At 44.2% G+C, this 14892-nt stretch carries 9 protein-coding genes; 1 reads left to right on the top strand and 8 read right to left on the bottom strand.

From position 1 onward, the window contains the following. Window positions 1-113 precede the first annotated feature (113 nt). A complete protein-coding gene (ggt, locus tag GZK95_RS21480) occupies window positions 114-1856 on the bottom strand; it encodes a gamma-glutamyltransferase (RefSeq protein ID WP_075713861.1) in 1743 nt (580 codons plus the stop codon). Between the two features lie 209 nt (window positions 1857-2065). Between ggt and GZK95_RS21485 the strand changes: the two genes are divergently transcribed. After that, complete coding sequence (locus GZK95_RS21485; protein WP_075713863.1) at window positions 2066-5650, top strand: hypothetical protein; 3585 nt, start codon at window positions 2066-2068, stop codon at window positions 5648-5650. Window positions 5651-5723: 73 nt separating this feature from the next. Here GZK95_RS21485 and GZK95_RS21490 read toward each other — a convergent pair whose 3' ends face one another. The 7 genes from GZK95_RS21490 to tssI form a co-directional block, all read right to left on the bottom strand. Next, complete coding sequence (locus tag GZK95_RS21490) at window positions 5724-6515, bottom strand: nucleotidyltransferase domain-containing protein (protein WP_075713865.1); 792 nt, start codon at window positions 6513-6515, stop codon at window positions 5724-5726. Between the two features lie 168 nt (window positions 6516-6683). Beyond that, window positions 6684-7022, bottom strand: a complete 339-nt coding sequence (locus GZK95_RS21495; protein ID WP_083626124.1) for a hypothetical protein — start codon at window positions 7020-7022, stop codon at window positions 6684-6686. A gap of 22 nt (window positions 7023-7044) precedes the next feature. After that, complete coding sequence (locus tag GZK95_RS21500) at window positions 7045-7707, bottom strand: SEL1-like repeat protein (protein ID WP_083626126.1); 663 nt, start codon at window positions 7705-7707, stop codon at window positions 7045-7047. Between the two features lie 15 nt (window positions 7708-7722). Further along, on the bottom strand, window positions 7723-8724 hold the full coding sequence (locus GZK95_RS21505) for a tetratricopeptide repeat protein (protein WP_216350090.1): 1002 nt from the start codon (window positions 8722-8724) through the stop codon (window positions 7723-7725). Further along, window positions 8721-11804 (bottom strand): hypothetical protein, encoded by a 3084-nt coding sequence (locus tag GZK95_RS21510; RefSeq protein WP_075713057.1) that lies wholly within the window; start codon window positions 11802-11804, stop codon window positions 8721-8723. Before GZK95_RS21510 ends, GZK95_RS21505 begins: the two co-directional genes overlap by 4 nt. Continuing rightward, window positions 11797-12603: a DUF4123 domain-containing protein gene (locus tag GZK95_RS21515; protein WP_075713055.1), complete on the bottom strand. Its 807-nt coding sequence runs from the start codon at window positions 12601-12603 to the stop codon at window positions 11797-11799. The genes GZK95_RS21510 and GZK95_RS21515 overlap by 8 nt, the downstream gene beginning before the upstream one ends. After that, complete coding sequence (gene tssI, locus GZK95_RS21520) at window positions 12591-14678, bottom strand: type VI secretion system Vgr family protein (RefSeq protein ID WP_075713053.1); 2088 nt, start codon at window positions 14676-14678, stop codon at window positions 12591-12593. Before tssI ends, GZK95_RS21515 begins: the two co-directional genes overlap by 13 nt. Window positions 14679-14892 lie beyond the last annotated feature (214 nt).

Raw genomic sequence — 14892 nt, forward strand, 5'->3', positions numbered from 1 at the left:
ATAGACGATGACATAAAACAAAATTGAGATATGTTATAACATAACAAGTAAAATATGAAATCGCCGTAATATTGATTTACAAACTAAGCTTTCATTAAAGGGCAGCTTTGCCTTCACTCCCCCATCACGATACCTTCCCTACGCGGATCGGCACCACCAATCATTTGCCCGTCGGTAAAAACAACCCCTTGTAAACCTGAGTTGAGATCGCGTACCTCAACATTAAAGCCCATCTGCTCAAGATCGGCTTTAAAACTGACCGCTGGTGTCCCCTGCTCGATATCGTATGTTCCAAAGCGGTTGAGCATCCGCGGCATGTTGATCGCCTGCTGGATATCCATCCCCCACTCAAAGTGAGCAATCAAGGTTTGCGCGACATAGCCAATGATGCGAGAACCTCCCGGAGAACCCAATGCCATATAGGGCAACCCTTCTTTCATCACAATGGTAGGTGCCATTGAAGAGCGGGGACGTTTACCCGGTTCAACACGATTGGCAATCGGGTAACCATTTCGGTACGAGGCAAACGAGAAGTCCGTCAACTCATTATTGAGCAGAAAACCATTGCTCATCACCCGAGAGCCAAACCCATTCTCAATCGTGCTGGTCATCGAAACGATATTGCCCTGTTTATCAACAATCACAATATGTGTGGTGCTGGGTAACTCAATCGACTCATCATCGGCACGCGCCATTCTCTGATTCCAAGGTGGATTGCCCGCTTCAACATGGCTGAGTGCTTGGCCTTTTTTAATCAAACTCGCCCTTTGAGTTAGGTATTCAGGGTCAAGTAATCCCTCAGGCATAGGAACAAAATCCGTATCGGCGATGTAACGTCCGCGATCAGCAAACGCGAGACGTGAGGCATCACCAATAATCTGCCATGAATGCGGATCATCAGCCCCCATTTCACTCAGTTCAAAGTGGGAGGTAATACCAAGGATCTGCCCTACCGCTAATGCCCCAGAGCTAGGTGGTCCCATGCCGCATACCTGATACTGACGATAAGGCGCGCAGACAGGTTCGCGTTCGATCACTTTGTAAGTGGCAAAATCCTCAAGAGACAAGGTTCCAGGGTTATCACTAATCCCTTGAACTTTGTTCACAATGTCTTGTGCGATCTTGCCTCGATAAAACGCGCGCTCCCCTTCTTTGGCAAGTAACTCTAATGTCTGAGCGTACTGGGCGTTTTTAAGTAAACTGCCTTGCGGCAACGGCTGACCAGATTCCGTAAAGAAATAGCGCTTTGTGTCAGGGTAACGGCTTAACCTCTCGTTATCGCGGGCAATTGCGCTCGCTAAACGTGGTGAAACAGCAAATCCATTTGTGGCTAAATCAATAGCAGGTTCAAGCAAACTCGCCCATTGCTGCTGACCATAATGGCGGTGAACATCAGCAAGCAGCTTAACGGTTCCCGGTGTACCCACTGACCGCCCGCCCACAACTGCATCAAAAAACTGCAGTGGCTCGCCATTTTCATCCTGAAACAGCTCGGGTTTTGCTGATAGTGGTGCAGTCTCTCGACCATCATAGGTCGTTAACTGTTTGTTCTTTGCATTGTAGTAGACCAAAAATGCCCCGCCGCCCAAACCCGATGATTGCGGTTCCACCAGACCTAACACCGTTTGTACCGTCACTAAAGCATCCGCGGCACTGCCACCATTTTTCAGCACTTGATAGCCTGCTTCCACCGCCAGCGGGTGTGCGGCAGCAACCACAAATTCTTTCGCTGTCACACTCTGCTTGGAGGTCACTTGGCTGGTGAGTTCAGGGGCAACGTGATCAGCAACATCGGTGGCAAATAATGGGTTAGCGACAAACGCTAAACCTAGTATCAGCATCGTTTTATTATCCATGGTTCTCGTCCTTGTGAGCTTGCGGATATCTTCTAAACACTTTAGCAATGACCACGGCGATCTGCTGATTTCTCAATCAAAATAGGGAGTTCAAGGACGTTTTTTCTGCAGTTAATTGCGCAAGCTCAGCTTTCTGCTCCAAGCTAGTTTCAGTGAATAGCATTTTAAATTACTGTATTTGCAGTTAATTCATCATGCAGTATCGGTCCATGAACCAATTTGATAAACACCAAATCATCACTCTCGATATCCAAAACCCTCAGCAAATTGAATCGGCGCTCAATCAGTATCAAACTTTACTCAAAAGCGGCGATGCCTTTAACCAGCACCACTTCGATGTCGAGTTCAAACAACAAGACTCCGACGGCATTCGTCGCTTGCAACCAAGCGATGCTGGAGAAAATATTGAACTGCTTAAAGCCTCCCTTAATATGGGGCAAGAAGGGGGTAGCCACTATTACCGCCATGCAATTACTGATGAGAGTGAAGTCTATATCTCGGAAGTGATCTTGTTTGCTGCCGCACTTCAATACCCTGACATCAAGTCAACGGTTGTCGATACTGCTAAAGCAATTGTCGCTTATGCTCGCCGCGTCAACGACACCGACGATATGTGGATAGACGATATGCGCGTATTTGGTATCGAAGCGGTTTATATGCTGGCAAAAACCGATCTGCAATACGCCTACTTAGTCGGTCAATTCTTTGTACCTTATTGGGACGATGAACATGCAACTCAATATGAGGAATACCTTGCCTCATTGTTAGTTGAGCATGGTTGGCACCCAGAGGTCATCAAAGCCTTTATCTGGTGTGATAATCCGAGCTTCCGCTCAGGTATGTTTATGGATGACCCATACAGCGATGACACCACCTATCAGCCGCTAGGCGAGTATCTGCAACAGAATCCATGCCAATACGCACGATTTAAGCAAATGGTTATGGAGCGTTTCCAAGCCGAGCCAGTATTGCTTACAAGCTATGATGAATCAGACGAGGATGAGCCGGAGTTAAGCGGTTACAAACCCGTTATTTGGCTGTATCAAACCTTATTTGCTCGCAGTTATGATGATGAAGATGAAGACGCCTTTATGCAGCAGCCATTTATGGCAAGCACGCTTGAAGACGAAGCTTATGATCTGCAATGTTATATTGAAAACCGAGTTAATACAGACTTGGTCAAGCCTTCAGAGCGTGCACTAGAAAAACGCGCAGAATACCGCGCCTATCTTGAACGTGATGATCGCCGCTATGAGCTTAACTATGGTAGCGAAGTGCTTAAACCTTTGATTCTAGCTATGCCTCAAGGCGAAAGTTTATGGCGCTACATTGAAAATGGTACAGAGTTGCAAGCCCTTGAAGCGTTACAAGAGATCGAGCTTTTACCCCTTGCCCATCAATATGCGTCAGAAATGGCTGCTCATATGGACGATCATGTCTGTAAGTGGGAATACAACAACCAAGGCATTGCAGAAGAATTGGAGAGCGTTCTCGAGCTCGTTCGCGGAGATCTACTAACCGATCACTTCGGCGAAGAGACCACGATTGAACATGCGAATGGCTTGATCACAACTTTAACGGTTACCCCAGACAGTGAGGTTTCTCTGCTTAAGGCACGCTGCGAACAATATTTGCGTGTGGTCGATGTTTTCTATCGAGCACTCGGCAAGCGTGAGTTTAGCGAATATATGATGGATTCGCTCACTGACGATGATGAGCCACTTCTATCTCGCCAAGATTACTACCGCCGCTACAGTCAATTACCTGAGCCCCAAACTGAGGCTGGTGAGACGCAAGATGGCGCGCTGACACGCGAAGTACAATCCATCTTTTATACCTTTACGGATAACGATGAGATTCTATGTAAGAAAAACTTTGAACTAGTCGACAGCGTAATGCGAAGCTCGCGAGATCTATGCCATCCGCAACACTACCCGAAAAAACATATGGGCTGTATTGCGCTTGCCAGTTATCAGCTTTATACCGATTTCAATCAGCGCATCGGCGACGAAGTTACCGAGGCACTATTCAACTACTTAAATGAACAGAATATTTGGCAACAAGCGGTTGATAAAATTCTACAAGAAGCCTTTGTAAAAGGTGGCTACCATTGCCCTGAGCACAAGGGTTTAACTGAGCAAGATATTGCTCGAGTACGCGACTACTTTTGCGCAGATCAACCAACAGAAGATCAAGCCAGTTTGATTGCGCTATTAGAACCGCAACTTCACCGTGATGACTGTTGTCGAGGCAATCTTTACCTCAACAAATTCAGTGAATATCAGCCCGGTTACGACTTCTTGAGCGATCACGATGAAGATTTCCAACGCTTTACCCTCATTGCGTTCTGGCTAAGACAATTACCATTACCACAGCGAGTTCAGGCGGATCGACTTTGGCAATTTATCACGGCGTTAGCCCCCGTGCGTGTGGCGCGTAACGTTCTACGCGCCTACTCAGATGGACCTTGGAGTATTGAGTTCAACAACGTGTTGGATGAGATTGAGATTCACGAGCAACTTGAAAAAGCCGGCATGGATTCCGGTATTCTACGAGCTTTTGAGATGAGCCGAGTCAGCAGCACCCGCGACATTGAAAAGTATTCACACTGGTTAGATCGCTACAGCGAAATCACCAACACCTCAACCAGCATGTTTGGTAGCCTCGATCGCAAGAAAGCTGAGGCCCTGCATCAAGGTTTGAAGTTTATCAATGAGAGCGATCGCGTTGCTTTCTTGCATCACGCGTCACTCAAATACCCAGAAATCACGCTGGATATTGAGCATGATTTCGCCCGTGCCCTGCGCATTGTTGTCGAGCTCAACACAACCTCATGGGAGTTCGCTTTAGCACACGAGCTAGGCGCTTGTTGCCTTTATGTTGGCGAGGGGGAAAAAGTACCGGCTAATCTGCGTAAAGCGATCATCTCTGACGAGCACACTGTGCACGACAAGCCTTGTCATATGGATGGCATGAGTTGGATGATCAGTACCATTGTGCAACAGCAAGGCGATCAATATGTCGTGTTAATGGCCGACCAAGAAATACCGCTAGAGGCTTACCGCAACGGTCTGCCGAATGGTCAATTAGTCATTCTCGATGAAACGGCCGACCGCCAAGAGATTCTGCAACGAATTTTGCAACTTCAACAAACACCAAAACGCGTTGACTACCTTGTTGAGCAAACTCTCGCGTATCTTGCTGGAGATGTTGATTATTCGAGTATATCGACACTTTACCGCGCACAAATTGCCACAGAAAATTTCCGCCCAAGTGCCGATGAATATCGTCTTTATACATTAGGTCAGTTGATGTGGATGTTGGCTAAACCGCAGCGTGACAGGCTTGCTAAGCTTCTCTTTAACCATGACTATCGCGGCTTTAAAGTTATCGAAAATCAGCACGAGAAAGCGTGGTTAATCCATCAACTTGCTCAAGGTGATATTGATTTTGACAACTACTTAGAGCAAGAGCGAGAGGAAGAGACCTCTGAAGAGGGGATGCTATTTCTACTCCGCTGGATGCTAGAGCTAGAGATTGATCCAGCACACATGACTTTGTTCTGTATAAAACATGCTGAGTTCGAAGCGTGTGGTGAATTTATTCGAATTCACGCGCGAGGTCAGTATGGCAACTTTAAGCAAACACTCAATTACCTCCACGCAGGTAGACGCGCGCAACTGCCAGAGATATTAAGCCAAGCGGATGATGCTACTCAGTTAATGGAACCTCTCGCAAAAGATCGCTCGCGCGTCGTGAAAGAAGCATTAGCTCGTTGTGTATTTTCGGCGTAAAGCAGAATCACTCACTATGCTAGTAAAACACCCTTGGCAATACCAAGGGTGTTTTTAGTGTCAGTTTTAATGATTAAATCAACTCACTCAGGTAGCCTACGCACGCTTCTCTGGCTTTATCGTTAACCGTAACTTCTTCGTTTTGGCGTAACTCTAAGTAGAGAACAACACACTGCTTTAAGGCAAAAATCAAAGACTCTTTCTCAGGTATTGCAACTGTCTCAAGTAACTTTGCACTAAACTCCGGCAATCTTTTCTCGATGGTTCTAACGCCTGACGGCGTTAATCCTGCTTGCTTGAGCGCTAATGGAGAAAGTACATTCTGACGTAAGAATGAGATGAACTCGAGCGCTTCAAAAAACTCTCCTCGCGCAACTTTCGTTGCTGCATAATGAGTCCATATCCAAAAACGCTCTTCAATCCACTGCGGATTAGGTTGTGGATATTGTGGCTCAGCAGTGGCAAATACATCACTTAACATTGACTCTTTCTGCCAAAGTACTTGAGTGTCATCAACACGCTGTGCTGCATCCGGCAGAGCGACAAACTTAAAATCGACATGCAGCAGTTCAGTGCCGCCGAATATTGAAACAATTAATCGCGGTTCACCAACATGCTCTCCAGTAAACGCGGCTAGTAATTGCTCAAACTGATTCAGAATCTCAAAGCGTTGCGCCATCACTTCTCGATAATGTTCAGGTTCAATTGCAATAACTAAATCCAAATCGCTATATTGATCCATTGAATCAGAGGCAAAGGAACCACTGCAACCAATACCACATATTCGGCTATCTTGAGAAAGTACCTGAACAAGTTGTTCTAGTAGTGCTTGATGAGAAGTTGGAAGTGACTTAGGAGACTTCATATTTTACCTTTCTTTAAAAGTTAAAGCTGCTGCAACAGCTAGTGCGGTAAAATTAACGCAGCATTATAGCGTACTCTATTAACACTGCGTTTATCAATCTAATTGCTACAAACTGGCTGTATTTTACTGCTTCCTTAAGCCGCAATGGTTGGTTAGTTAGCGTCCTGCTTAACGAGCATTTAAATCGGCAGTTTGCTGTTTTAACGATTCCAGCGTGTATTCATACTCTTCGATGCGCTTTTGGTAATGGACGACGTGAGATTGCAAATACTCATTAACATCTCGTTCTATTTGTTCTATTTCATCACCTAGCATATTTGCCGTAACCATTTTATACATATCACGGGCTGTACTATATGTAACGCGGTCTTCTCCTACCCCTTCACCCATTGATTCAATAAATATTTTATAGTGATATGCCGCCACTTTGTTGTTATTTTCCCTTCTATTAGTAGAGGCCAGACTATAGATCGCTTTAGCGTCACCCATATCTACTAGTTGCTTCATTATGCTCGTGTAACCTTGCACATCATTTTTTTTGCTTCAGTAATTTAGAATAAGCCAACATCCCTTCCCGATCGCCAGAGTCTGCAGAGGCTTTAAAAAGTCTTTCAACCTCTCGTTCTCTTTTCCCGGGAATTAAAAACCAATCATCACCATCTCGGTACCGCTTTGCTAATTCATGCTGAGATACGGGGTCGCCTGCTTCTGCTGCTTTCTTAAGCCAATCGAATCCATCGCCCCTATCATCGGTCCAGTTATAAACCTGACGCATCGCAAACGCATTACCTTCTTTGGCAAGTGAAACTAATTTAGGTAGCGTACCTTTGCTAGCATCACTGTTCTTTGAAAAATTAGAGTTGTACTTATCTGACTTAAGAGCACCAATCACACTACCTAACTCTGCTGCTTTGCGGGCATATTCAGCCTCTCTAGGAGTCTGAACAAAAATATTTGTGTTGTAGGTTATTGAGAGCATTAAAGCGGCACCAGCATATCCCTTTTTTGTTGCATAAACTAAATATGGGGTTGCTTCATCATATTTATTTTGCTGAAAAAGCAGAGTACCACGCTGATAGGCTTGTTCTGACGTTAAGTTAACTTCCCCTTTTTCCGCATATACCGATATCGTCGAGAAGAGGAAAACGGCAATAAGTAGTGATTTTAAATATATCGATAGGTTAGTTAGCATCCTGCTTAACATCCATTATTTAATTTGCTGTTTTAACGATTCCAGCGTGTATTCATACTCTTCGATGCGCTTTTGGTAATGGACGGTATGAGTGGCAAGATAATCTTCAGCCCTGTCGTGAGCAAAAGAAATTTGCTCTTCATTAAGTTCAATGATCGCTTCATCGTAAACTGATTGAACGGTACGATAACTGCTCTTTAATTCTTCCCCTCCCATAGACATCAAATATATTTTGCTATAATAAGCCGCTAAATCATATTTTCCATCATCTAAGTAATTTATGGATAGAGCCAGAATAACCTTTGCATCACCTAATTCTAGCAGGCGATCAAATATCTCCTTATATTCTTTATCATTTCCATTCTTGAGAAGATGATACGCGTAACTCAACATCCCTTCCCGATAACCAGAATCCGCTGAGGCTTTAAATAGTCGTTCAACCTCTCGTTCTCTTTTCCCGGGAATTAAAAACCACCCTTCACCATTTTTGTAACGCTTTGCAAGTTTATGCTGTGAGTACGCGTCCCCTGCATCAGCTGCCTTCTTTAACCACTGATCAGATTCTTCCTCATCGGTCGCTAGAGCATGCATCAATCGCATTGCGTAAGGGCTACCGTTTTTCGCAAACCGCTTAATCTCAGGTATCACTTTTTCATCCCATTCTTTACTATTCGTATGTATAGAACGCGATCCACCTAGTCGAAACATAGCGATAAAATTGCCTAACTCAGCGGCTTTCAATAAGTACTTAGCTTCCTTCTTCGTCTGTACAAAAATATTCGTCTTATAGATATCTGCAAGCATTAAACCCGCTGATGGATAGCCATGATCTAGAGCTTGAGATAAAAACGGTTTTGCCTCAGTATATTTGTTTTGCTGAAAAAGCAATGTTCCTTTTTCATAAGCTCTTTGCGGCGCTATCTCTAATGGTTCTTCCGCTGCATTTAAAGAGAATGAACCCGCAGCCAAGACAGTGACATGCAATAAAATTAACTTATATATAATCCGTTTGATCAAAGTTGCACCCTCCATCCTTGGGTAATATCCGTTTGTGTTTTCCTCAACAGATCTTGTTGATACCCATGAACATTAGCTCTTACTTCTTTATATAACTTGTGGGTAATAGCTTCTAAATTGCTCTCTACACTAGCAAGCAAGTTTTTCCTGTCTCGCTTAAGTTCAAACTGGTTGTTATCTAATTCTGGAGTTAATTTTAAAAAATCAAACATAACCTCTTTTACTCGTTTAAACTCGAGTAAACGCCACTCTTTAATGACCGAGTAAGGATGATTTTGGGTTCTAGCAAAAGCCTCTTCTACTAGACGTTCAATCGTAGGTCGATCTAAGTCTGTTGCCAACCAGCGAAGAATATTAGCCAGCGCAATTTGCTGCATTGCTAATACTTCGTCTCTGGTAAAGTCAGTTAGTACACCACGATCTTCAAGTATTTTCGTTGATGAAGGCTCTTCCAACAAAGTCCCAATTAAAGGTCCTAGCCCTTCTGGTGGCATATAGCGAATCCATTCCATCAGGTATTTTTCCTGCCCTGTATATAAGGTGTAGGCTACCATGCCAGCGCGGTCGGTATCAAAGAGGCTTAATACGTTATCAAGTGCGTCTTTCCAAGTTGCTAAAAAGACACCGATCTCAATTTGAGCGTATAACATGCAACGGCTGAACTTACTCATCATTGCAAATGTTTCGTCATCGACTACTTCCATACGGCGATAATTACATTTACGGAGTAAACGCTGGAACTGCCATACCCATGCACTCAGAGAATCAGGGTTAATATCACCCTCTATGGTGAATTTTCCAGCACCATTGCCAACCTTAATACCGATGCGTACTTTTTTATCTTTAATCCTTAAATAAATAGGCGCTTGAATCTCTTTTGCAAGCTCAGCTTTACCAGCTATTTTAACCAATGTCACTGGTCCAGGTTTGTCCTCAAGAATGTAATCTGGGATATCATAATCACCACTAGGCAGATGCCAATCTATATAGCAAGAAATCTCGACGCCCAAATGAGCTTCTGCCTTCATTTCAACAAAGCTCGGGAAAACTCCTTTACCTTCGTTTGCACTGTCATCAACACTATGATCAACCTCATCGGAAATAGCGCGTGTCTGGTATAATTCTGGCAATTTGAAACCAAGGCCATCTCTGGTTACAGCCCCGCAAAGTGCAAAGTTAGCCCCTGCAAAACCGTAGGCCTTGACCCCCATGCGGCTTTGCAACGCGCCAAAGCAGAACTGCGTCTCCTGCCGCTGGTTTTTATCAAAATATTGGATTGGCACTTCTTGATCCGGACGTAAATCCTCAGCAGCAGGATAATAGAGATACTTACGACCACTGAGCATTTCAACAATATTGATCTCACCTTTTGCGAGTATGGCTTCGGCTTTTAGCTCTATTTTCCGCTCTGAAACACTCGAACTTTGCCTGTTGCCCTCTTCATCTGCGACGAGATCGATCGCAAACTCAGTTTTCTCACTGTATTCTGGCCCCGCTTTGATTTCCATTGTCGCAAAACGAAAAAACTGAGCTTGTAGCGAACTATCATAAGGTTCAACTCGTTTTTCGAGCTCCTCTGAATAGAGTATATTTTCTAAAGTTTCTTGCCATTGGGGGGCTTGGCTAAAATCTTCACCCAATGAATCAATGTGAATCCCCTTGTTCGTCAAATCATCTTTTAAAGCCTCATAATTGAGTAACCCGTTATCACTGAACCAAGTCTCTTCGATAGAAATAACATCCACGTATTGGTACATGGCGGCTTGAAAAGCCAAATCAGGTTCGACAACAGGGGACCAATTTGGCCGAGTGTGACTTTTACTGCCTTCGGGCACGCCAAGGTGCTGATAGCTAAAATAACGCAAACCAGCAAACTTACCCATGCTATACTTGGGATTTTTCTCTCCCCTTAGATACTCTCTTAAAGGGAAATTGGCGGTATATATTCGGTCATCTGGTTTTTCTTTGTAATCGGAAGGATTCCAAAGTAGAAAACATGGGTTATCCATCTGTAGTACCACAACTTGAGCACTTTGGTGGAGTTTCTTAGCTTGCCTTCTCAGCTTTTTAATTTCTTCATACTCTTCACTTAAAATATCTTTAGGCGGAATAGAGTAGTGATCCGACGATTTACTTAAAGACATTAACCTTTCTCTTAAATGCTGGTTAATCTTCTCTGCGTCTATTAAGTATTGGTGATACTCAGCTAATAAAGCATGTCCATCTTCACCATCAATCTGCCCAAGAGCGTACTCCGGCGTGGCGATACCCACCATTGCTAAGTATTTTATAGACTCCAAAAGCTGATTGAGTTTGGGTTCTTTTTCTTCTAGCTCTTTTTGCTTATCGAGTAAGTGCCACTCTGCTGCATCTTTTATGTGATAAGCGCGAAAAGTACTTTTTAGCAGCCCCTTAATGACATCAATTCGCTGCTTTAACTGCTCAACTTGCTCTTGGGGGGTAACTTCGCGATTATCGTAAAATACTTTTTTCGCTTGTTTATATTGTGCGATGTACTTTTTTATTTTTGCTTCTCTAGGAGAAAATAGTCTGCCTCTGTCCCACAGATAACCAGCTTCAACTGCCGCGTTACGCCCTTTTTCGACTAAGTCTCGGAAAGTACGTTGGTATGGCGCTTTGATTTTTTCCCATTCTATATGTGCTTGATATGTTTCAAAGATCTGAGTTTGGTAAAACTCTTGCTTATGGGTCAAGATATCATCCAACCAAGCTTTAGCCTTGTCATATTCAACTTTATCTTGCGCCGAAAGAAAACTTGCTGGGTCGACATTTGCCAAACCATCAATAACACCTGCCTCTGCTAACGCATTTCTTAAGTTATCTTTGCCCTGATTCTCAATAACTTGAGTGAGTTTTTCCTCTGCCTTATCAAGAAAATCACACGCATCTTCCGATAATAAGTAAAATTTCTTACTACCCACAAAGTAAGCGATATCTTTATACCTTTTAGTCACTTGCGACAGAAGACATACCTCAGTTGGTATTGACGAGTTAAGTGGTGTCGACGATATGATCTCCCTATCGTTCGGCAAAGGAAGTTCTTTTATTTTCTCAGTCATGTGTTAACTCTCTTTCTCTGTCATTCAACGCAATAGCCCTCTGCCACTTTTCTTGTTTGGATATTGGTTGGTGTAAAAGTGAAAACCAAGATGCGGGTTTAAGTAGCTCTGAATTGTTAGCCATAAACTCTGACCACTGATTCAGTTCTCGCACAGTGAGCGAATCCAACACAGCTAATAGAGCCAATGATTGCATAGCTTGCTTGACTGTCTCGATTGGTTTGCTAATCCAGTGTTTGGTTCTGGCCAAATGATAGGTGAGATGTTCAGCTTTCAGCGACTGCTCAGTGTGCGAGCTGATGGAGAGAGGCTGTAATTTATTAATGTCATTAAGTTCAAACTCATCCCAATGTTCTCTTCTATAGTCAGGTAGCCACAAACGAGAGCAATTAGGCCAACAATGTGTATGCTTCGAATCCTGTAATATCACTCTCGCCATCGCAGGCATAAAAAAACGTAAATAGACTTTTCCATCGCTTTCATGATCAGCGAGTAACATTTTTCCAAGATCTTGATTCAGCTTATCAATAGGAAGATGACTGGCTACAATACAACCCGAAAGTTGACGGCATACGTCATTTAGCAAATCCGTACATTGCAATGAGAGTTCAACCAGTCTTGGACTTTGTATTATGAGTTGGCTAAACGGCGTACCAACAAACAAATGTCTGACTTCCAGCCCTTCAAGCTGTCGGAGCAAGTTTTGCGGCTCACTATATTGATTGATATCTACCAGTAAAAATAATGAACAGTCACGACTCACTGAACGAAAAATCCGTTCGGGATCTATTTTTTGCATCGACACTCTTCTCCTAACGTACAAGAGCCATCCGCTTGCTGGCCGCAAATAGGGACTATATACATCCCAATCTGAGCTGAGCGTAATATTGCGTCGGCAAAATTTGGCGTGACTGATAGTGGTGGCGGTGGCGATTCAACACCGTTTGGCAAGGCCGCTATCTTGCCCCCAAACCCACTGCCACTTCCGGCACCACCACCAGAGTTAAGATTGATATTCGCGCCCGTAATCGTCACCCCGGAGGCATCCACTTTGACAAAATTCCCACCGACTTTGAATGTTTGTTCTCCGCCAGCTTCAATCACCACTTTGGCACCACTTTGTAGGTGCACCTCCATACCTGCATCAAGAGACTCTAAGTTTGCGGTTTTCTGGTGCAAACTCCCCTCAACAACCACCGTGTTGTCTTGAGTCACTTTACTGCAGCTTTCTCCTTCAACAACCAAATGCTGATTGTGCTCAATTTGAGTAAAGCGGTCATTTTCTACCAACAAATGTTTATCGTGTTTGATGTGTGTTGTGTGATCATTAAGAATGTCGACATCAAAGTCTTTCTGGGCATGAAGATAGACCTTCTCGCTCTCTGATTGGTCCTCAAAGCTGAGTTCATTAAAGCCCTCTCCTTGGTGAGTTTCACTACGCAATACTGTTTTAGTTTTGTGATCAGGCAGGGGGTATGGTGGTGTGTTAGTAGCATGATATGTGCGACCCGTGACAATCGGTTGATCTGGGTCGCCATTAAGAAACTCAACAATCACTTCATGGCCGATTCGAGGGATCGCCATAAAACCATACTGCCCACCTGCCCAACCCTGTGATACTCGAACCCAGCATGAACTTTGCTCATTCCCTGCTGAGTAACGATCCCAAGGGAAATGGAGCTTTACACGCCCATGCTCATCACAATAGATTTCTTCCCCTTCTGGGCCAACCACAAGCGCAATCATAGGACCATCAACTCGCGGCTTAGGCTGGGGCTGTGAACGCCAATTTAAATTGGCAGGAATGACTTTAAACTGATTGTGATAGGTAGTCGCACCGTGAGTTCCTTCCTCTTCTAAAGCCTGTGGTTGTGAGCCGTAATGAATCACTTCCACTACAAACCAATCACGATTAGCGTCGGTGTCCAAGTTTTCAATCAGATCGAACTTCACCCCAGCTTGCAAAGCAACGTGATTGCTCTTACCCTCTGCCACGTGCGACTCTCGGCGTAAATACTCTAAGCGATACTGACTGAACGTCTTGCCCGTACCGTCCTCTTTATAGCGTCCAGGGTAGTCATAATGCTCATATTGATCGTGCTGAGAACTCAAGTCCGAACCAATCTGTTGTTGCACAAAACCGTAACTGGGCTTTTTAAAACTGTAGTCTTTCATTTCAAGGCGACTCGGCTCAACCTGATGGGTTATCGAGAACTTTGAAATATAAGGTTGATCAGTGACGCCCCCTGACAAACTATTGTGAATAATGGGTTCGGAAAACTTGGTCACTAGGCTGGTATCGTCAACAAAAACTACCGAGTGTTTCACATCAGTTTGCTCAATGTAGTAGCACAATCCCTCTTCGGCACTAAGGCGGTGAACAAACGCCAAATCAGTTTCTCTGTACTGAACACAAAACTCACGCATTGCTGACGTTCCAGTCATAGCAAAACTAAAATCCTCAATTCCCATCTCTTGCAAAAGAATCGCGATAATCTCAGGAACTGTTTTTTGTTGGAATATGCGGCTGTTTTGTCGAAGCGAAAGGCGCTCGAGGGCTGGCACCAATGTTAACGAGTACAATGTGTGGTGATGACCAATTTCTCCTTGAGAAAACTGCCGTACGACCCCGTGTACATATTGAACCGGATCGCCATTAACCTTGATGGTTAACATCGCGGAGTGGTCGACTACCTGTTGCGCCGAAATCCCCTGCTGCCGACTACCCAAATCAATATGGTAACGAAAACCATAGCAAGGCAGTGTTTGCTCAAACATCGATTGTGAAACCGACTCTTTTCCTTGGTATCCTGTTACAACAAATGTGTCTTGCGGTAAACCTTCAACAGTGAGAGTGAATGTGAGCTTTGCCATCCTATGCGCCTTCTTTTCCACGAACAGAAACCTGCGCAAAGATCCCCCTTCACACTGGTTAAGCTGAATATTGGCCCGAAAACCCTAGTCAGTTATCAGAGCCGGAAGTAGTCTTTGGTCTGCAGCTTGGCATTGCGTTGCCTTAAAATCGACCGATTCGCTGTTCCACTGCTGCTGTCATGGCAAGTCAAGTCAGTCGCCAAAGTTCATTAGA

It is taken from the genome of Vibrio panuliri, from assembly GCF_009938205.1.
Lineage (GTDB): Bacteria > Pseudomonadota > Gammaproteobacteria > Enterobacterales > Vibrionaceae > Vibrio > Vibrio panuliri.